The sequence below is a fragment of the Meridianimarinicoccus sp. MJW13 genome, from assembly GCF_014901205.1.
GTDB lineage: Bacteria > Pseudomonadota > Alphaproteobacteria > Rhodobacterales > Rhodobacteraceae > Meridianimarinicoccus.
The window spans coordinates 188,557-206,420 of the sequence record NZ_JACNMU010000005.1 but is presented as its reverse complement, the minus strand read 5'-3'; the positions used below and the strand labels follow the sequence as shown (position 1 = coordinate 206,420).

General features: G+C 66.1%; 20 protein-coding genes and 1 riboswitch. Of the genes, 7 read left to right on the top strand and 13 right to left on the bottom strand.

Features of this window, described 5'->3' with window-relative positions; all coding sequences use genetic code 11:
• Positions 1-103: 103 nt before the first annotated feature.
• The 6 genes from H8B03_RS10750 to H8B03_RS10725 all read left to right on the top strand — a co-directional run bounded on the left by H8B03_RS10750 (position 104) and on the right by H8B03_RS10725 (position 4,946).
• Positions 104-883: an SDR family oxidoreductase gene (locus H8B03_RS10750; protein WP_193141917.1), complete on the top strand. Its 780-nt coding sequence runs from the start codon at positions 104-106 to the stop codon at positions 881-883.
• Between the two features lie 116 nt (positions 884-999).
• A complete protein-coding gene (locus H8B03_RS10745; RefSeq protein WP_193141744.1) occupies positions 1,000-2,091 on the top strand; it encodes an ABC transporter ATP-binding protein in 1,092 nt (363 codons plus the stop codon).
• A gap of 393 nt (positions 2,092-2,484) precedes the next feature.
• Positions 2,485-2,700, top strand: coding sequence for a twin-arginine translocase TatA/TatE family subunit (locus H8B03_RS10740; protein WP_193141743.1), 216 nt, complete (start codon positions 2,485-2,487; stop codon positions 2,698-2,700).
• A gap of 31 nt (positions 2,701-2,731) precedes the next feature.
• Positions 2,732-3,163, top strand: a complete 432-nt coding sequence (gene tatB / locus H8B03_RS10735) for a Sec-independent protein translocase protein TatB (RefSeq protein ID WP_193141742.1) — start codon at positions 2,732-2,734, stop codon at positions 3,161-3,163.
• The gene (gene tatC, locus H8B03_RS10730; RefSeq protein WP_193141741.1) at positions 3,160-4,050 is read left to right on the top strand and encodes a twin-arginine translocase subunit TatC; all 891 of its coding nucleotides are present in this window, start codon (positions 3,160-3,162) and stop codon (positions 4,048-4,050) included. The genes tatB and tatC overlap by 4 nt, the downstream gene beginning before the upstream one ends.
• Positions 4,047-4,946: an ATP-binding protein gene (locus tag H8B03_RS10725; RefSeq protein WP_193141740.1), complete on the top strand. Its 900-nt coding sequence runs from the start codon at positions 4,047-4,049 to the stop codon at positions 4,944-4,946. The genes tatC and H8B03_RS10725 overlap by 4 nt, the downstream gene beginning before the upstream one ends.
• On the opposite strand, the gene H8B03_RS10720 is transcribed toward H8B03_RS10725, so the two are convergent.
• The 8 genes from H8B03_RS10720 to radA form a co-directional block, all read right to left on the bottom strand.
• The gene (locus tag H8B03_RS10720) at positions 4,900-5,460 is read right to left on the bottom strand and encodes a manganese efflux pump MntP family protein (RefSeq protein WP_193141739.1); all 561 of its coding nucleotides are present in this window, start codon (positions 5,458-5,460) and stop codon (positions 4,900-4,902) included. The genes H8B03_RS10725 and H8B03_RS10720 overlap by 47 nt on opposite strands.
• Before the next feature lie 49 nt (positions 5,461-5,509).
• A riboswitch (yybP-ykoY riboswitch) is annotated at positions 5,510-5,628 on the bottom strand.
• 159 nt (positions 5,629-5,787) lie between these two features.
• On the bottom strand, positions 5,788-6,936 hold the full coding sequence (locus tag H8B03_RS10715; RefSeq protein WP_193141738.1) for a LysM peptidoglycan-binding domain-containing protein: 1,149 nt from the start codon (positions 6,934-6,936) through the stop codon (positions 5,788-5,790).
• Positions 6,937-6,978: 42 nt separating this feature from the next.
• Positions 6,979-7,620 carry a protein-L-isoaspartate(D-aspartate) O-methyltransferase gene (locus H8B03_RS10710; RefSeq protein WP_193141737.1) on the bottom strand — a complete coding sequence of 214 codons (642 nt, stop codon included), beginning with the start codon at positions 7,618-7,620 and terminating at the stop codon, positions 6,979-6,981.
• Complete coding sequence (surE, locus tag H8B03_RS10705; protein WP_193141736.1) at positions 7,617-8,402, bottom strand: 5'/3'-nucleotidase SurE; 786 nt, start codon at positions 8,400-8,402, stop codon at positions 7,617-7,619. Before surE ends, H8B03_RS10710 begins: the two co-directional genes overlap by 4 nt.
• Positions 8,403-8,526: 124 nt before the next feature.
• Complete coding sequence (locus H8B03_RS10700; RefSeq protein ID WP_193141735.1) at positions 8,527-9,180, bottom strand: SDR family oxidoreductase; 654 nt, start codon at positions 9,178-9,180, stop codon at positions 8,527-8,529.
• Between the two features lie 333 nt (positions 9,181-9,513).
• Positions 9,514-11,034 (bottom strand): amidophosphoribosyltransferase, encoded by a 1,521-nt coding sequence (purF, locus tag H8B03_RS10695; RefSeq protein WP_193141734.1) that lies wholly within the window; start codon positions 11,032-11,034, stop codon positions 9,514-9,516.
• Positions 11,035-11,141: 107 nt separating this feature from the next.
• Complete coding sequence (locus tag H8B03_RS10690; protein ID WP_193141733.1) at positions 11,142-11,702, bottom strand: CvpA family protein; 561 nt, start codon at positions 11,700-11,702, stop codon at positions 11,142-11,144.
• Between the two features lie 20 nt (positions 11,703-11,722).
• Positions 11,723-13,084 (bottom strand): DNA repair protein RadA, encoded by a 1,362-nt coding sequence (radA, locus tag H8B03_RS10685; RefSeq protein WP_193141915.1) that lies wholly within the window; start codon positions 13,082-13,084, stop codon positions 11,723-11,725.
• Between the two features lie 118 nt (positions 13,085-13,202).
• On the opposite strand from radA, the gene H8B03_RS10680 reads away from it, so the two are divergent.
• The gene (locus H8B03_RS10680) at positions 13,203-14,156 is read left to right on the top strand and encodes a homocysteine S-methyltransferase family protein (protein WP_193141732.1); all 954 of its coding nucleotides are present in this window, start codon (positions 13,203-13,205) and stop codon (positions 14,154-14,156) included.
• On the opposite strand, the gene H8B03_RS10675 is transcribed toward H8B03_RS10680, so the two are convergent.
• The 5 genes from H8B03_RS10675 to alr form a co-directional block, all read right to left on the bottom strand.
• A complete protein-coding gene (locus tag H8B03_RS10675) occupies positions 14,153-14,590 on the bottom strand; it encodes a paraquat-inducible protein A (protein ID WP_193141731.1) in 438 nt (145 codons plus the stop codon). The two genes, H8B03_RS10680 and H8B03_RS10675, sit on opposite strands and share 4 nt — an antisense overlap.
• Positions 14,587-15,126, bottom strand: coding sequence for a hypothetical protein (locus tag H8B03_RS10670; protein ID WP_193141730.1), 540 nt, complete (start codon positions 15,124-15,126; stop codon positions 14,587-14,589). Before H8B03_RS10670 ends, H8B03_RS10675 begins: the two co-directional genes overlap by 4 nt.
• A gap of 4 nt (positions 15,127-15,130) precedes the next feature.
• Positions 15,131-15,877: an ABC transporter ATP-binding protein gene (locus H8B03_RS10665; protein ID WP_193141729.1), complete on the bottom strand. Its 747-nt coding sequence runs from the start codon at positions 15,875-15,877 to the stop codon at positions 15,131-15,133.
• Positions 15,874-16,656 (bottom strand): ABC transporter permease, encoded by a 783-nt coding sequence (locus H8B03_RS10660; RefSeq protein WP_193141728.1) that lies wholly within the window; start codon positions 16,654-16,656, stop codon positions 15,874-15,876. Before H8B03_RS10660 ends, H8B03_RS10665 begins: the two co-directional genes overlap by 4 nt.
• 66 nt (positions 16,657-16,722) lie before the next feature.
• Positions 16,723-17,766: an alanine racemase gene (gene alr, locus H8B03_RS10655; protein ID WP_193141727.1), complete on the bottom strand. Its 1,044-nt coding sequence runs from the start codon at positions 17,764-17,766 to the stop codon at positions 16,723-16,725.
• Between the last annotated feature and the right edge of the window lie 98 nt (positions 17,767-17,864).

Here is a 17,864-nt window from a genome sequence, read left to right as displayed (position 1 = left end):
GGGCGGTGGCTACCCCTGCCCGGGGCAATCGGGGTCAGCTGTGTGTTGCACCGCTGCGCAGGGCTGCTACCTGTAGGGCGACATCATGAAGGAGTGCGACACCATGGATCTGGGAATTGCGGGCAAACGGGCACTGGTCACGGCAAGCTCGAAAGGGCTGGGGCGCGGCTGTGCCGAGGCGCTGGCCGCGGCCGGCGTGAACCTGGTGCTGAACGCGCGCGGCGCCGAAGCGCTGGAGGCCACGGCAGCGGCGATCCGCGCGGCCCATGGCGTCGAGGTCATCGCGGTGGCCGCCGACATCACCGACGAAGCGGGCCGCGCCGAGGTTCTGGACGCGGCCGGGCAGATTGACATCCTTGTGACCAATGCCGGGGGGCCGCCGCCGGGCCTGTGGTCGGACTGGACCCGCGATGATTTCATTGCCGCCGTGGATGCCAACATGCTGGCGCCCATCGCACTGATGCAAGCCGCCCTGCCGGGCATGATCGATCGGGGCTGGGGCCGGGTGGTCAACATCACCTCCGGTTCGGTCAAGGCGCCGATCCCGCAGCTGGGCCTGTCCAACACCGCGCGCGCCGGGCTGACCGGATTCGTGGCGGGCACCGCGCGGCAGGTCGCCCAGCACGGGGTGACGATCAACAACATGCTGCCGGGCATCCACGCCACCGACCGCGCGCAATCGCTGGACAGCGGGGTCAGCAAGGCCGAAGGCATCGACATGGAGGCCGCCCGCAAGAAACGCGAGGCGACCATCCCGGCGCGCAGGTATGGCACCGCCGGTGAATTCGGCGCCATGTGCGCCTTCCTGTGCTCGCAGCATTCCGGGTTCATCGTCGGCCAGAACATCGTGCTGGACGGCGGCGCAATCAACGCCACCATCTGACGGCGGCCTCGCGTCCCTGAAACAGCCCCGCGGCGCGGCAATGCGGCGGGGTTGCGAAGGGGAAGGCGGGGTGCTAGCCGAAGGGCTCTTGAGGGTTTTGATCGGATTTCGCATCCATGACAGCAGTGCATCAAAGGCTTGAAGCCGAGGGGCTGTATCGCCGGTTCGCGGGCCGCGCGGTGGTCAATGATGTCTCGCTGAGCCTGAATGCCGGTGAGATTCTGTGCCTGCTGGGGCCGTCGGGCTGCGGCAAGTCAACCACCCTGCGGATGCTGGCCGGTGTCGAGACGCCCGAGCGCGGGGTGATCCGCGTCGACGGGGTCGAGGTCGAGGGGCCGCTGGTCTCGGTGCCGCCCGAGGGGCGGTCGGTCGGGCTGATGTTTCAGGATTTCGCGCTGTTCCCGCATTTGTCCGTGGCCGCCAACGTGGCCTTCGGGCTGCGCGGCAGCAGGGATGACAAGCACGCCCGCGTCAAGGAACTGCTGGACCGGGTGCATCTGGCGCAGCACATCGACAGCTATCCGCACGAGTTGTCGGGCGGCGAGCAGCAGCGGGTGGCGCTGGCCCGCGCGCTGGCGCCCCGGCCGCTGGTGATGCTGATGGACGAGCCGTTCTCGGGGCTGGACAACCGGCTGCGCGACGGCATCCGCGACGAAACCCTGGCGCTGCTGAAGGAAGAAGGCACCGCGGTGGTCATGGTGACCCACGAGCCGGAAGAGGCCATGCGCATGGCCGACCGCATCGCGCTGATGCGCGACGGGCGGATCGTGCAGCAGGGGGTGCCCTACAACCTGTACAACGCCCCGGTGGACAAGGCCGCGGCGGCGTTCTTTTCCGATGTCAACGTGATCCGGGGCACGGTGACGGGCGGGCTGACCCGTACCGCCTTTGGCGAGTTCCTCGCCCCCGGGCATGCCGATGGCTCGAAAGTGGAAATCATCATCCGTCCGCAGCACCTGAAGCTGGACTTCGACCGCAACGGGCACGGGCCGGCGCCGACCCCGGTCAATGGCGTTCCGGCGCGCGGATCGGTGGTGCGGGCGCGCTATCTGGGCCGCGAAAGCCTTGTGGAATTCGAGATGGAATTCGATGGCACCCATCTGTCGGCGGTGGTGCCGGGGGTGTTCCTGCCCAATGCCGGCACGCCGCTGTGGCTGATGATGCGCCGCGATCGCTGTCACGTCTTCCCGGCCCACGCGGAGAGCTGACCCGAAAGGGGGGCTCCCGCCCTCTGCCCCGGCACAGCCGGGGCGCCGGTTGGGCCCGGCGCGGCTGCGCCGCGCGGGCGTGATCCGGGGCAGGGGGTGGCCTTGGATGGCGGCTGTCATGACAGTGCTGAGAGGCGTTTCAGGGCCAAGTCTGCCCTGAAAGCGCCGGTTCAAGGGTGAGGGCCGCCAGAGCCGCCTCAAGGCCAGGCCGCGCGTTGCGCGGGCGCCTGCGGCGCGCCTTGACCCGGCTCTGCCGTCCGCGCCCTGCGACATCGTGATGGGAAAAGCCCTTGCGGGGGGTTTTGGGGCTTTGATCCCGTGCTTATCTTATTTAGACACGATCCATCACAAGAAGGGCGCCCGAAACGACCGGGTGCCAAGGGAGACTGACAAATGCTGAACAATATCGGCCTGCCCGGCCTGCTGCTGATTGCCGTCGTGGTACTGGTCCTGTTCGGACGCGGCAAGATCTCGTCCCTGATGGGCGAAGTCGGCAAGGGCATCACCGCCTTCAAGCGCGGCGTGAAAGATGGCTCGGAAGAGATCGAGAACGCGGATGACACCGTGGCCCGCGACATCACCCCCGAGACGGAAAAAGACAAGGTCTGAGGGCCGGTGGCCCGAGCGGGACGTGTGACGCATGTTTGACATCGGCTGGACCGAGCTATTGGTTGTCGGGATCGTGGCGCTGATCGTGGTGGGGCCCAAGGATCTGCCGATCCTGTTCCGCCGCATGGGCGAATTCACCGGCAAGGCCAAGGCCATGGCGCGCGAGTTTTCCCGCGCGATGGATGACGCTGCCGATCAGGCCGGGGTCAAGGATATCCAGACCAGCCTGAAGGCCGCGACCAACCCCAAGCAATTCGGATTGGACGCGATCAACAAGGCGGCCAAGGATCTGGAGCTTCCCGACGACCCGTTGGCGGACACGCCGGCCGCAAAGTCGTCTGGCGCGAAGAAGCCCGCCGCGACCGGAACGCCCAAGACGCCGCCCGCGGACACTGCGACCCCCCCCGAAGAAACGCCTGCGGTTGCTGCGGCCGATGAGACGACGGACACCAAACCCGCATGACAGACGACCAGATCGAAGACACCTCGGCCCCGCTGATCGAACATCTTGCGGAGCTGCGCACACGGCTGATCCGCTCGGTCATCGCGTTTCTCGTGGGCATGGTCCTGTGCTTCATCGTGGCAGAGCCGCTGCTTGAATTCCTGTCCGAACCCATCGCCGATGTGCTGCGCGCCCGAGGCGAGGATCCCCGGCTGATCTTTACCGCGCCGCAGGAAAAGTTCTTTGTCTTGATCCGGATCTCGCTGATCGGCGGCTTTGCCCTGTCGTTCCCGGTCATCGCCCACCAGCTGTGGCGATTCGTGGCACCGGGGCTGTACCGGTCCGAAAAGGACGCCTTCCTGCCGTTCATGATCGCCTCGCCGGTGCTGTTCCTGCTGGGCGCGGCCTTTGCCCATTACGTGGTCACCCCGCTGGCGATGAACTTCTTCATCGGGTTTTCCGACGCCATTCCGGCGCTGGCCAATCTGGTGGCGGGTCAGGGCGATTTCTCGGCGCCCGACCCGAACGAAGAACTGAAGACCGTCTTCCTGGGCTCGGTGCGTGAAAGCCTCGACCTGTCGCTGAAGTTCATCTTCGCCTTCGGCCTGTGCTTCCAACTGCCGGTGCTGTTGACACTGATGGGCAAGGCCGGGCTGGTTTCGGCGCGCGGCCTGAAGGACATGCGCAAATACGCGGTTGTGGGCATCCTGGTGCTGGCAGCCTTGGTCACGCCGCCCGATGTCATCACCCAGGTGATCCTGTTCACGGTGGTCTACGGGCTGTACGAGATCTCGATCCAACTGGTCAAACACGTCGAGAAACGCCGCGAGGCGGACTTGCGGGCGCAGGGCCTGTGGGACGACGAGGACGACGCCGACGCAGCCCCGGAAGACGGCGCGCGGTCATGAGCAAGAAGGCCGCGCTGACCCGCATCGCCGCCGCGCTGGAGCGGATGAGCCCGCCGCCGGGGGCTGTGCCCGACCTGTCCGCCGAGGCTTTCGTCTGGCACGTGGCGCCAGACCGGCTGGTGCCGGTCGCCAAGGTCGCCCGCGTGGCGCTGCCGCTGCTGCAGGGCATCGACCGGTCGCGCGACACCCTGCTGGCCAACACCCTGCAATTCGCCCGCGGCCTGCCCGCCAACAACGCGCTGCTCTGGGGCGCGCGGGGGATGGGGAAATCCTCGCTGGTCAAGGCGGTCCATGCCGAGGTGCGCACCCAGGGCCATGACCTGAAGATCGTCGAGGTCCAGCGCGAGGATCTGCCCAGCATCACCCGTCTTATGGCGATCCTGCGCGGCTCGGACGCGCGCTTCGTGCTGTTCTGCGATGACCTGTCGTTCAGCCATGATGACGAGCATTACAAGAGCCTGAAAGCGGTGCTGGATGGCGGGATCGAGGGGCGGCCGTCGAACGTGGTGTTCTATGCCACCTCGAACCGGCGCCACCTGATGCCGCGCGACATGATCGAGAACGAACGCTCGTCGGCGATCAATCCCAGCGAGGCTACCGAGGAAAAGGTCTCGCTGTCTGATCGCTTCGGCCTGTGGCTGGGGTTCCACCCGTGCAGCCAGGACGAATACCTGTCCATGATCCGGGGCTATTGCGATGCTTTTGGCATTGCTATCGACGACGACACGCTGCGGGCCGAGGCCATCGAATGGCAAGCCACGCGCGGCGCGCGCTCGGGCCGGGTGGCCTGGCAATTCGTCACCGATCTGGCGGGTCGCAAGGGCGTGGCGCTGACCTGCGGGCGACGGCTCAGGCCGCGCCGGACAGATGCTGCCACAGGATCGTCGTGCCGATAGCAACAAGGGCGACCCCGCCCAGGGTTTCGGCGATGCGTCCGAACCGCGCGCAGATCAACCGGCCTAGAAGCACCCCCGTCGAACTCATCACCATGGTGGTCGCGCCGATCGCGAGGGCGATCCAAAGGATGTTCACCTGCAGAAACGAGAGCGAGACCCCGACCGCCATCGCGTCGACCGAGGTGCCCATCGCGGTCACCACCGTCGCCCAGACGGACCGGATTCGCGGGGTGTGTTCGGTGTCGCGCCAGGCTTGCAGCGCCATATGCGCGCCGACCCCGGCCAGCAGGAGGAAGGCGATCCAGTGATCGATCACAGCGATGTGCCGGGCTGCCGCCATGCCTGCCGCCCAGCCGATCAGCGGGGTGAGCGCCTCGACCAGGCCGAAGATCACCCCGGTCCGCAGGGTCATTGCGAAACTGGGACGCGGCTCGGATGTGCCCTGTCCCAGCGAAGCGACGAAAGCATCCATGGACATAGAGACGGCAAGCACGCCGATGGCAGTCGGGGACATGTAACGGTTCCTCGGGGCTGATCCGGGCGTTGGATGGACTCCGCCCGCAGAGCCATTACGCCACAGTCTCGCGAAATCCCATGGATCAGGCGCGCCACGCGGTCTCTCCGCGAGCATGTTGACGCGCCTCCGCCGTGGTGGCGGACGCTACTCCCCGATGCGCGCTGTATCTCGCGGCGTTTTGGAAATGTCAAATAAAAACATCACCTTAGAATGAAACGCAGTCGCAGGTTCGCGCACTGGCTGAAACCGGGAGCAGCCGTCAACTGTCCCATGGTGCTGCGTCGGCGTGCCTCTGGCGCGGCACCTGCCCGGCGCCGCGAGGACTCAATTGGACAGATACGGCACCGGATCGACGCTTTCGAAGCCCTTGCGCACCTCGAAATGCAGGAAGGGCTGGTCGCCGTCGCGGACCTTGGCGATCTTCTGGCCGCGGGTCACGCGGGTGCCCTTTTCCACCACGATGTCATCGACATTGGCATAGACCGTCAGCAGGTTGCTGTCGTGGCGCAACACCAGGATCGGCACCTCGTCGGTGTCGCGGGTGATGGCGGCCACGGTGCCCGCATCGGCGGCCCGCACCGAGGCGCCGGCGGCGGTGCCGAAATCCAGCCCTTCGTTCTTGCCCGGAGCATAGCCTCGGATGATCCGCCCGGTCACCGGTTGCAGAAGTGCGGCGGTGTCCGAGGCCGAGGTCTGCTGCTGCGCTGCCGGGGCCGGGGTGCTGTCCACACTGCTGGTGGCAATCGGGGCGCTGGCCACCGGGGCCAGGTCCTTTTCGGGCTGCGGGGTCGCGGCACTGGGCGGCACCGGGGTGGGGCTGCCGCTGCCGGGGGTGGCCACGGCATTGGCCTCAGGCTGCGGCGCCGGGCCGGTGGCGGGCGGGATCAGCAGGATCTGCCCGACGCGCACCGTCAGGTTCGAATCCAGCCCGTTCCAGTCCGACAGCGCCTGCGCCGACACATTGTAGCTGCGGGCGATCGAGAAGGCGGTTTCGCCCGCAACCACCGTGTGGCGGCGCGGTTCCGGACCGGCGGCGGTGATCGAGGAACTTTGCGCCGCCGGTTTGCCCTCGGCCCGGTCCAGCGCGGAACCGGCCAGCGTGGCCACATCGACGCTGCCAGATGCGCTTTCGGGCACACGGCTGGACAGGATCACGATCTCGCCCGGATCAAGCTCGGCGGTCTCGGGCAGGCCGTTCTTGCGGGCCAGCGCCGTGGCATCCAGCCCCAGACGCTGGGCGATGCTGGCGACCGTGTCGCCATTGCGGGCCACGGCGACCTGATAGCCGGGATAAGAGATGACGCCGCGCGCATCGGGCGCCGGGCGTGGCGCGGTTGGCGTCGTGGCCGAACCGTTGTTCAGAACGTCGCCGGCGCCGGGCACCGACAGGGTGCTGCAAGCGCCAAGTCCCGCGCACAGCAGCAGCGTGGCGGTCAATCGCGTGAAGTGTCGGGCCGTGGTGACCTTGATCATGCTCGTATCCTCTGGAACCGCCCCGTTCTGGTGCGGGCGCGTTCAGTCTTCACCAAGTCCTTCGACCAGCGGTACGAACCGCACCGGGCCAAGTTCGTCGTACTCAAGACCCTCGGGGGTGCGGGTCACCTTGATCAGCGTCTGCACCGCGTCGGACTGCCCCACGGGCACCACCATGATACCGCCCTCGCGCAGTTGCGCCAAGAGCGGGCCGGGAGGATCCTCGGCGGCCGCAGTCACCAGGATGCGGTCAAAGGGCGCCTGCGCGGGAAGCCCGTGCGATCCATCGCCGACAAACACCGTGACATTGGACAGATCAAGGTCGCGAAACCGGGCTTTGGCGGCCTCGGCCAGGTGGCGATGCCGCTCGACCGTATAGACCCGCCGCGCCATGCGTGCCAGCACGGCGGCCTGGTAGCCCGAGCCGGTGCCGATCTCCAGCACCGTATCGCGCGGGCCCACCTTCAGCGCCTGGGTCATGGCGGCCACCACCGAAGGCTGCGAGATCGTCTGCCCGCAGGGGATCGGCAGCGGCATGTCCTCATAGGCACGATGGGCGAAGGTGCCGCGCAAAAAGACCGAACGGTCGGTGCGCTCCATCGCGGTCAGCACGCGCGGATCGGTTACCCCCTTGCTGCGCAGGGTGTAGATGAACTGCAGGATGCGCTCGTCCGCGCCGGTCATTCCAGCCGATCCCTCAGCGCGCCCAGGGTGTCATGGGCGGTCAGATCGGCGCGCAGCGGCGTGACCGAGATATGGCCCGCGATGTTGGCCGACACATCGGTGCCCGCGCCGGTTTCTACCGCCTGCGGTCCGCCTTTGGCCCACAGGAACCGGCGGCCCGAGGGGGCCTGGTGCGGCTCGACCGAGAACCTTGTGTTGGGGCGGAAACCCTGTGCGGCGACCTTCATCCCCTTGACCCTGGCAGCGGGCAAGGGCGGGAAATTGACGTTGTAGAACAGCCGGTAGGCCGCGTCGTCCCACAGGCCGTTGTTCAGAAGTGCGCGCACGGTGGCGGCGCCATGCTGTGCGGCGGCGTCGAACGGATCGTCCAGTTCCGCGTTCTCGGGGCCATAGAATTGCGACAGGGCGACGGCGGGCAGCCCTTGCAGAGCCGCCTCCATCGCGGCGCCGATGGTGCCGGAATACAGCACGTTCTCGCCCGCGTTGTTGCCCCGGTTCACGCCCGACAGCACCAGTTCCGGCCCGGCCCCGGCCATCACGTCGTAGATGCCCGCCAGCACGCAATCGGCGGGCGAACCTTCGGCGGCGAAGCGGCGCGGACCCATCTGCGCGATCATCGTGGGATGGGTATAGGAAATCTTGTGTCCGACCCCGGATTGCTCGAACGCCGGTGCCACCACCCAGACCTCGCCCTGCGGTCCGGCGATTTCGACGGCGATGGCTTCCATCACTTGCAGGCCAGGGGCGTTGATGCCGTCATCATTGGTGACAAGGATACGCATGCGAAGACTCCAGAAACCGGACGCGTCGGGGAAACGCACCCTGTGCTTAGGGGAAGGCCGCTGCCGGGTAAAGCCGTCGCGCGTTCGGGGCGGTCCGACCGGGCGCAGGCGTGGTCACGCGGCCTCAGATTTCAGCCAGGATATCCATGGCTGCCTGCGCGGGCGGCGTGAGCCCTGCACGATCCTCGCCGGGGAAGAACCGGGCCCGGGTCGCGGTGGCCAGCGGCGGCGGCGTCACGATGCGCACCTGCGGGCCGGTCTTCGGGGTTTCGGCCGCCCAGGAGTGCGCCAGCGCCATTTGTGCGGCCTTGGTGGCGCCATAAGCTCCGAAGAACTTTTGTCCGGCCCGCGGATCGTCGAAGAACAGCGCCTTGCCGGTCTCGCCCAGCAGCGGGCTGACATAGCAGATCAGGCGGCGGGTGGCGTCGACATTGACGGCGAGACTGCGGTCCCAGTCCTTGGTGGTGATGAAATGCGCCGGGCTCAGCGGTGCGGCGTGCAGGGCGGTGTGCACCCAGATGTCCAACCCGCCCCAGCGGTCGTGGATCGACCGGCACAGATGCTGCATGGCGCCGTCATTGGTCACATCCAGCGGCGCCAGGGTCGCCGCACCGCCCGCGGCCTTGATCTTGTCGTCCAGTTCTTCCAGCCCGCCCACGGTGCGGGCCACGGCGATGACATGATGACCGCGCTTGGCCAGTTCCAGGGCAAGGGCGGCGCCCAGCCCCCGCGAGGCGCCGGTGACCAGCACCGGCTTGAGATCACTGTGGTGTTCCATGCCCCCCATTTGCCCCCGCCGCCGGGCAAGCGCAAGACCAACCACATGTCGCAGCCTCTTTGAGCTTGGGTCAGGGCGCGCCGCAGGTGCCCGATCGCAGATCGGCTTGGCCTTGAGGCGGGGGCACGGTGACGATCCCAGGGCAGGGGCCGCAGGGGCACATGGGCCCCTTAGGGCCTCTGAGCGGAATATCCGCCATCGACATCCCCGCGCATCGCGTGCCGTGCGGAACCGACCGCGCGGCGCCGCCGCGCGCGGCCCAACCGGGGAAGATGCATTGCATCGACACAGGGCGGGAGCGCCCCCTTTTGCCGTTTGCGAACCCTTGCGAAGCTACTCGGCGGCCTTCAGTTCAAAGCCCTTGGCGATCATGTCCGCCGGGCGCACCGGGTAGTCGCCCGAGAAGCAGGCGTCGCAATACTGCGGGCAGGCGTTGTCGCGGCCCGAGGTCTCGCCCACGGCGCGATAGAGTCCGTCCAGCGAGATGAACTTCAGACTGTCCACCTGCAGATGCCGGGTCATTTCCTCTTCGCTCATGGTCGCCGCCAGCAGCTTTTCGCGCTGCGGGGTGTCCACGCCGTAGAAACACGGCCAGGCGGTGGGCGGCGAGGCGATGCGGAAATGCACCTCGGCGGCGCCGGCATCCAGGACCATTTCCTTGATCTTGCGCGAGGTCGTGCCGCGCACCACCGAATCATCGACCAGGATCACCCGCTTGCCCGCGATCAGGGCGCGGTTGACGTTCAGCTTCAGACGCACCCCCATGTTGCGGATCTGCTCGGTCGGTTCGATGAAGGTGCGGCCCATGTACTGGTTGCGCACGATCCCCATGGCGAAGGGAATGCCGCTTTCCTGGCTATAGCCGATGGCCGCAGGCGTGCCGCTGTCGGGCACCGCGCAGACCAGATCGGCATCGACCGGGTTTTCGCGGGCCAGTTCCACGCCGATCTGGCGGCGGGTCTCATAGACCGACTGGCCGCCGATGATCGAATCGGGACGCGAGAAATAGACATGCTCGAAGACACAGAACTTCGATGGGCGCTGGCGGAAGGGGAAATGGCTTTCCACGCCGTTTTCTGCGGTGATGACCACCATTTCGCCGGGGGCGATCTCGCGCACCAGTTCGGCGCCGATGATGTCCAGCGCGCAGGTTTCCGACGACAGCACCCAGCCCTCGCCGACCTTGCCCAGAACCAGCGGCCGCACGCCCATGGGATCACGCACGCCGATCAGCTTGGTGCGGGTCATCGCCACGATCGAGAAGGCACCTTCGACCCGGCGCAGGGCATCTTCCATGCGTTCGGGGATGTTGCGCTGCAACGAGCGTGCCATCAGGTGAATGATGCATTCGCTGTCCGAGGAGGACTGGAAGATCGAGCCGCGCTCGATCAGTTCCTTGCGCAGGGCTTCGGCGTTGGTGATGTTGCCATTGTGGGCAATCGCCGCGCCGCCCATGGAAAACTCGCCGAAGAACGGCTGCACATCGCGGATCACCGCGCCCTTGGAGCCGGCCGTCGAATAGCGCACATGGCCGATGGCCAGTGGCCCCGGCAGGGTTTCCATCAATGACGCCTTAGTGAAGTTGTCGCGCACATAGCCGAAGCGGCGGGCGCTGTTGAAGCCCTCTACCGGGTGATGGCAGACGATGCCGCCGGCTTCCTGACCGCGGTGCTGCAGGGCGTGCAGCCCCAAAGCCACGAAATTCGCTGCGTCGGCCAGACCGACCACGCCGAACACACCGCATTCTTCCCGAAGCTTGTCGCCATCAACCGGGTCAAAAGGGTGGGCAGGAAATTCGATATCTCGGGACAAGGGCGTCTGCCCTTCGGTCCCGGTCGAAGGTTCGTCACGCATCTCGGCGCTGGCTCCGATTCCGTTGAACAATGGGCGTCGTTTAAACCGATTGGTGCCGGGTGTCACGAAAGGATCACAGACAAGACAGTTCGCAAGATGCCCGAATATCACGCATCCACGCCACAGCTTCCGACAAGCTGTTCATAGCGCATCAGAATCCAGCCCGGCGCGTCCTCGGGAATCATTCCGTCCACGTCTTCGCGCATGCCGGAAAAGACCCGTGCGGTGCGGCTGTCGTCGACCATGGGGATTTCCTGCGCGACCACCACGCGGTCGTAGACCACCAGTGCCACCGCCACCAGAAGGATGCCGCGCAGGGCGCCAAAGACGAAGCCCGCTGCCTGGTCCAGCCCGCCCAGGGCCGAACGTTGGACGACGGTGGAAAACAGTGGCGTGAACAGCGACACCACCACCAGCGCCAGCGCGAAGACCGCGGCGAAAGCGGCGATGATCGACAATTCGCACGAACTGCGCAGGAAGTCGCCCATATAGGGGATTTCCTTGATCAGTGGTTCGGCCTGCCCGGCAAACAGAAAGGCCACGATCGCGGCGGCAACCCAGCCGACAATCGCCATGGCCTCGCGCACGAAGCCGCGGGAATAGGCCAGTATGGCAGAGACGACGATAACGGCGGCCACGACCCCGTCGACAATGGTGAACCCGTCCATACCGTTACTCCCTCTTGCCGCTATCCGGCTCCGAAAACATCGCCGACGAACCCGGTCAGATCCGCCATCGGGCGCAGTGCGACGCCGCTGTCTGCCAGCCGCTTGCCGCCGCCCGGCACGATAGCCTTGGAAAAACCAAGTTTCAGGGCTTCTTTCAACCTGTTTTCGGTCTGTGTCACCGGACGTATGGCCCCAGAGAGACTGATTTCCCCGAAAACCACGGTTTCCGGCGGCAATGCCACGTCCTCGCGCGCCGACAGAAGCGCGGCGGCGACGGCCAGATCGGCAGCAGGTTCCGCCACCCGCAGCCCGCCGGCCACGTTCAGATAGACGTCCAGCCCGGCAAAGGGGATGCCACAGCGGGATTCGAGCACAGCCAGAATCATCGCCAGCCGCCCGCCATCCCAGCCCACCACCGACCGGCGCGGGGTGCCGTGGGGGGCGGGTGCGATCAGCGCCTGAAACTCGCACAGGACCGGTCGCGTGCCTTCGATCCCGGCAAACACGGCCGAGCCTGCCGCCGGTTCGCCGCGATCCTGCAGGAACAAGGCCGAGGGGTTGGGCACCTGCGCCAGCCCCTTGCCGGTCATCTCGAAGACGCCGATCTCGTCGGCGGGTCCGAAGCGGTTCTTGACGGCGCGCAGGATGCGGAACTGGTGGCCGCGCTCGCCTTCGAAATACAGCACCGTGTCGACCATATGCTCGACCACGCGCGGCCCGGCGATCTGGCCTTCCTTGGTGACATGGCCGACCAGAATGACGGCGACACCGTGGCGTTTGGCAAAGCTGGTCAATTCGTGTGCCGCAGCGCGCACCTGGCTGACCGAGCCGGGGGCGCTGTCGACCGTGTCCAGCCACATGGTCTGGATCGAATCGACGATCACCAGATCGGGCTTTTCCGCCTCCAGCGTGGTCAGGATATCGCGCAGCCCGGTTTCGGCGGCCAGACGCACGTTCGCCTTGCCCAGTCCCAGACGGCGGGCGCGCATCCGCACCTGGGCGGTGGCTTCCTCGCCCGAGACATAGACACAGGACAGGCCGCGCCGGGCAAAGGCCGCCGCCGCCTGCAGCAGCAGCGTCGATTTGCCGATGCCCGGATCACCGCCCACCAGCGTGGCCGAGGCCGGAACCAGCCCGCCGCCCAGCACCCGGTCCAGTTCCGCGACCTGCGACTGGGTGCGCGGCGGCGGCGCTTCCTCGGTGTCCAGATCGACCAGCGGCACGCTGCGCCCGCGCTTGCCGCCCAGTCCCTTGCCGGGACCGGTGGACAGCGGTTTTTCCTCGACGATGGTATTCCACGCCCCGCAGCCATCGCAGTGCCCGGACCATTTGCTGAAGCTCGCCCCGCAGTCGGAGCAGTGAAAGGAAAGGGATTTCGCCATGCACAGGGTTTGGCCCAGTCCCACGCCCGCGTCCAGAGCGAAGGCTGGCCCAGGTGCACAGGGTGACGGGATCGCGCGGATGTGCCATGCTGGTCGCACATCGCCCGGAGGCAATCGCATGACGAGATCCAAGGGCCTGCCCCGCCGGGCCGACGGTGGCATCTACCTGACCGAAGGCGGCACCGAAACCGAGATCATGTACCGGCACGGGTTCGAATTGCCCGAGTTCTCCATGCTGCCGTTGCTCGACAACCCCAAGGCCATGGGCGTGCTGTCGGGCATGTACCGCGCCTTGCTGGACGTGGCCGCCGAGCGACAAACGGCGGTGTACCTGACCGGTCTGGACTACCGCGCCAGCCCGGATTGGGGGACCAAACTGGGCTATTCTTCGGACGCCTTGGCCGATGCCAATCTCGCCTGCATCGCGTTCCTGCGCGAGGTTTCGGCCCCTTACGCCGACAGTCTGCCCGACATCCGCATTGGCGGTATCGTGGGGCCGCGCGGCGATGCCTATTCCCTGAACGCGGAAATCACCGAAGCCAGCGCCGAGGACTATCATTCGGTGCAGATGGCCACGCTGAAGCGGGCGGGCGTCGACATGGCCTGTGCCATGACCTTCAACAGCGTGCCCGAGGCGATTGGCGTGGCCCGCGCCGCTGCTGCCCACGATGTACCGCTGTGCGTAATGCTGACGCTGGACAGCACCGCGCGCCTGAAATCCGGGCCCAGCCTGGGTGAGGCGATCCCGGCCATCGATGCGGCCACCGACAATTCGATCGAATTCTACGCCATCAACTGTTCGCACCCCTTGGAGTTCGAACCGGCGCTGGATGGCGGCGACTGGATCCAGCGCCTGCGTGGCGTGCGGCCCAATGCCTCGAAGATGGAAAAGATTGCCCTGTGCAAGCTGAACCATCTTGAGGAAGGCGATCCGGTGGATCTGGGCGCGCGGATGGGCGATCTGGCGCGGCGGTATCCGCACATGGATGTCTGGGGCGGTTGCTGCGGCACCTGGGAAAAGCATCTCGATCAGATCGCCGGGCAGGTGCTGGCGGTGCGCGCGGCGGGTTAGCGGGCTTTCGGGGTCATCCAGCTTGTCATCAACGACAGGCCGACACAGCCGGTGAACAGCCACAACCCCCAGGCGGTCTCGATCCGGCCAACGCCGACGCCCTTGGCCACCACCACATACAGCGCGATCAGGAACACATCCGCCATCGCCAGCCGGCTGAGCTGTTTGACCAGTGGCAGGGCGCGGCGCGACAGGTAGCCCCATTGGATGCCCGCCAGCGTCAGGATCTTCAGGTAGGGTGCCACCATCGCCAGCGCCGCCACCAGCGCCGCCAGCGCCGGATCGGTTCCCCAAAGCGCGCGGATGCCGGACAGGATCGACACCTCGGACATGCCGAAGAACGGCAGCAGCCCGGCCCGCAACAGCGGCGCGGCCCAGGCTACGGGAAAGGCGACCAGAAGCGCCAGGTTTACGGCGGCCAGAAGGCGGATCACTTGAGGTGCGAGAGCGGGGGCGGGAGGTTTTCAGTCAACTTTACAAGCCGCCACAACGCTGGCACGAGGACTAGAGTATCAAGTACCTTCTTGGCGCCTTTTGTTGGATAGCGCGTGTCGAAAGGGCGATCATACCTCGCATTGACGATCTTGATTTGATTGATGAATGAGTGAACTTCATCATCTTCACTGGACGAGATGTTGTACCTTCTTTTTATCTCCCTGCGTACATCGTCGTCCAGCGACCGAGATATTTGCGTTCCGTGAATCTTAAAGAATTGTGCCGAAAGTGCGTCGAGATTGTGCGTGCGTGATGCCTTTTCTCCCGTTACCTCGATAGCCGCCTTCAAGATGAGTTCTGTGGCTTGCCCGCAGAGTTGAGTCTCAGGACCTTTTGCCACTGCTAGGTCACGAAATTTGCTTCCAAATGTACTGTCGGCCTGCCTGTTGCCTTTTGCAAGGATTTCAAGCGCTCGCAGATAGGCTTTGCCACTGCGAACAAGAAAAAGATAATCGAAACCTGTTCTTCCTCCCATCAAGCTAGCGCACCGCCTCGATCGGTCCCTCGGCAGAGCCGTTGATGAACTGTTGCATGTAGGGATCGCCGGTGTTGTCCAGCTCGCTGACCGGGCCGGTCCACTGGATCACCCCGTCGTGCAGCATCGCCACCTTGTCGGCGATGGCCCGGACCGAGGTCATGTCGTGGGTGATGGTCATGGCGGTTGCCCCCATTTCCACCACGATTTCACGGATCAGGTCGTTGATGACGCCCGACATGATCGGGTCGAGCCCGGTTGTCGGCTCGTCGAAAAAGATGATCTGCGGTTCGGCGGCGATGGCACGGGCCAGGCCCACACGCTTTTGCATGCCGCCCGACAGTTCTGCCGGAAACTGATCGGCGACGCTGGCACGCAGGCCGACGCGGCGCAGCTTCTCGATGGCGATCTCGCGGGCTTCCTCGCGCGGTTTCTTCAGGCGGCCGCGCAGCAGGCGGAAGGCCACGTTTTCCCAGACATGCATGGAATCGAACAGCGCGCCGCCCTGAAACAGCATGCCGAAATGCGACAGGAACTCGTCCCGGTCTGCGCGGGTGATGTCCTCGCCATCGACGCGGATCACGCCCTTGTCGGGCCGGACCAGCCCCAGAACGCATTTCAGCGCCACCGATTTGCCGGTGCCCGAGCCGCCGATGATGACCATGCTCTCGCCCTTGGGCACCTCAAGGTTCACCCCACGCAGCACGGCGTTGTTGCCAAAGGATTTATGGACGTTTTCAAGCTGGATCATGACGAGAAGAACGCCTCGGTCAGAAGGTAATTGGAGGCCAGGATCAGCACCGACGCTGACACCACGGCGGCCTTGGTGGCCTTGCCCACGCCCTGCGCGCCGCGGCTGGAGTTCATGCCGTAGTAGCAGCCCATCAGCGCGATGATGAAGCCGAAGACTGCGCCCTTCACAAGGCCCGAGCCGATGTCCCAGAATTCCAGGAAGTTCACGGTGTTCTTGAGGTAGTTGATCTCGTTGAAGCCCAGCCGCGTGGTGCCCACCAGATAGCCACCGAAAATGCCGATGGCATCGCCCACCGCCACCAGCAGCGGCACCGTCAGGGTGGCGGCCAGCACGCGCGGAGCGGTCAGGTATTTCATCGGGTTGGTGGACAGGGTCACCAGCGCGTCGATCTGCTCGGTCACCTTCATGGTGCCGATCTCGGCGGCGATGGACGACGCCACGCGCGCGGCCACCATCAGGCTGCCCAGAACCGGGCCAAGTTCGCGCACCATGCCGATGGCGACGATCTGCGGCACAACCGCCTCGGCCGAGAACCGGGCCGAGCCGTCGAAGATCTGCAGCGCCAGGGCTGCGCCGGTAAACACGGCGGTCAGGCCCACCACCGGCAGGCTGAGCCAGCCGATGGCGATCACAGCCGTCCAGAATTCGCGCGGATAGAAAGGTGGCGTCACAATATGGCGCAGGGTCTGGGCGATGAAGATCGACACCCGCCCAAGGCTGGCCACGGTGGCCAGCGTGCTGCGTCCGATCCCGGCAACGGGGGCCAGTGCGTTCATGATGGAGGCTTTCGGTCAGGGCGGGCCATGGCAACGGGGGTGTCCCCATATCCCCGGCGCGGCGGCTCAGAAACGGTTGTAACGCCGGTCATAGCGGGCTCCCAGCGAGGTCAGGATTTCATAGCCGATGGTGCCCGCCACGTCGGCCAGAGAATCGACGCCCTGATAGGGACCGAGGATTTCCAGCGTTTCGGGGTCTTCTTTCAGATCGGTCACATCGATGGTCAGCAGATCCATCGACACCCGACCCACCAGCGGGCAGGGCGTGGACCGGGCAAAAAGCGTGGCCTTGCCCGACAGCGACCGCAGCAGCCCGTCGGCATAACCCGCGGCAATCGTCGCGATGCGTGAGGGGCGCGAGGCGATCCAGGAATTGCCGTAGCCCACGGTTTCGCCCAGGGCGACATCGCGGCACTGGATCACCGGGATGCTCAATTGCACCGCCGGGACCGCGGCCGAGAACGGCGCGCCACCATAGAGGCCGATGCCGGGGCGGGTCAGGTCAAAGTGATAATCCGGCCCCAGCAGGATGCCGCCGGTGGCCGCCAGCGACCGGCGCAGGCCCAGACCGTCGGTCATTGCCCGGAAGGCCGCCAGTTGCTGGGCGTTCATCGGATGATCGGGCTCGTCGGCGCAGGCCAGATGCGACATCACCAGCCACGGCCCGCGGTCCAGCAGGCGGGCTTTCTGGCTGTCCCATTCGGCGGGCTCCATCCCCAGCCGGTTCATGCCGCTGTCCAGTTGCACGCCGAAGCGTGCGTCGGGCAGGGCGTCCAGATGGCGGTCTACCTGGGCGGCGCTGTTCAGCATCGGGATCAGGTCGTTGGCGCGGATCAGGTCGGTGTCGCCGTCCATATGCCCCGAGAACACCGCGATGGCGGGCACCTCGCCCACGGTCTGGCGGACCCGCGCGCCTTCGGCGGCAGTGGCCACGAAATAGGTGCGCGCGCCGGTTGCGGCCAGCCGGGCGGCCACGCGCTCGGCCCCAAGGCCATAGCCATCGGCCTTGACCACGGCGGCGGTTTCGGTGTCCGGCCCGGTCCGGGCGTCCAGCGCCCGCCAGTTGTCGGCCACGGCGTCGAGGTTGATTGTCAGGTTTGCTTGAGCCATGGGGCCGTTTGTGGCAGCGCCTGTGAAAAGGTCAAGGTGGCGCGAATGCCTCGTGGCTTTTCTTTCACGCTCGGCTCCGGTAATCCCGCACGGAAACT

Bases quoted from the DNA above. Each gene is read 5' to 3' on its own strand.
- H8B03_RS10750 (WP_193141917.1), top strand. From the start codon at position 104: ATGGATCTGGGAATTGCGGGCAAACGGGCACTGGTCACGGCAAGCTCG.
- H8B03_RS10745 (WP_193141744.1), top strand. From the start codon at position 1,000: ATGACAGCAGTGCATCAAAGGCTTGAAGCCGAGGGGCTGTATCGCCGG.
- H8B03_RS10740 (WP_193141743.1), top strand. From the start codon at position 2,485: ATGCTGAACAATATCGGCCTGCCCGGCCTGCTGCTGATTGCCGTCGTG.
- tatB (WP_193141742.1), top strand. From the start codon at position 2,732: ATGTTTGACATCGGCTGGACCGAGCTATTGGTTGTCGGGATCGTGGCG.
- tatC (WP_193141741.1), top strand. From the start codon at position 3,160: ATGACAGACGACCAGATCGAAGACACCTCGGCCCCGCTGATCGAACAT.
- H8B03_RS10725 (WP_193141740.1), top strand. From the start codon at position 4,047: ATGAGCAAGAAGGCCGCGCTGACCCGCATCGCCGCCGCGCTGGAGCGG.
- H8B03_RS10720 (WP_193141739.1), bottom strand. From the start codon at position 5,460: ATGTCCCCGACTGCCATCGGCGTGCTTGCCGTCTCTATGTCCATGGAT.
- H8B03_RS10715 (WP_193141738.1), bottom strand. From the start codon at position 6,936: ATGATCAAGGTCACCACGGCCCGACACTTCACGCGATTGACCGCCACG.
- H8B03_RS10710 (WP_193141737.1), bottom strand. From the start codon at position 7,620: ATGACCGGCGCGGACGAGCGCATCCTGCAGTTCATCTACACCCTGCGC.
- surE (WP_193141736.1), bottom strand. From the start codon at position 8,402: ATGCGTATCCTTGTCACCAATGATGACGGCATCAACGCCCCTGGCCTG.
- H8B03_RS10700 (WP_193141735.1), bottom strand. From the start codon at position 9,180: ATGGAACACCACAGTGATCTCAAGCCGGTGCTGGTCACCGGCGCCTCG.
- purF (WP_193141734.1), bottom strand. From the start codon at position 11,034: ATGCGTGACGAACCTTCGACCGGGACCGAAGGGCAGACGCCCTTGTCC.
- H8B03_RS10690 (WP_193141733.1), bottom strand. From the start codon at position 11,702: ATGGACGGGTTCACCATTGTCGACGGGGTCGTGGCCGCCGTTATCGTC.
- radA (WP_193141915.1), bottom strand. From the start codon at position 13,084: ATGGCGAAATCCCTTTCCTTTCACTGCTCCGACTGCGGGGCGAGCTTC.
- H8B03_RS10680 (WP_193141732.1), top strand. From the start codon at position 13,203: ATGACGAGATCCAAGGGCCTGCCCCGCCGGGCCGACGGTGGCATCTAC.
- H8B03_RS10670 (WP_193141730.1), bottom strand. From the start codon at position 15,126: ATGGGAGGAAGAACAGGTTTCGATTATCTTTTTCTTGTTCGCAGTGGC.
- H8B03_RS10665 (WP_193141729.1), bottom strand. From the start codon at position 15,877: ATGATCCAGCTTGAAAACGTCCATAAATCCTTTGGCAACAACGCCGTG.
- H8B03_RS10660 (WP_193141728.1), bottom strand. From the start codon at position 16,656: ATGAACGCACTGGCCCCCGTTGCCGGGATCGGACGCAGCACGCTGGCC.
- alr (WP_193141727.1), bottom strand. From the start codon at position 17,766: ATGGCTCAAGCAAACCTGACAATCAACCTCGACGCCGTGGCCGACAAC.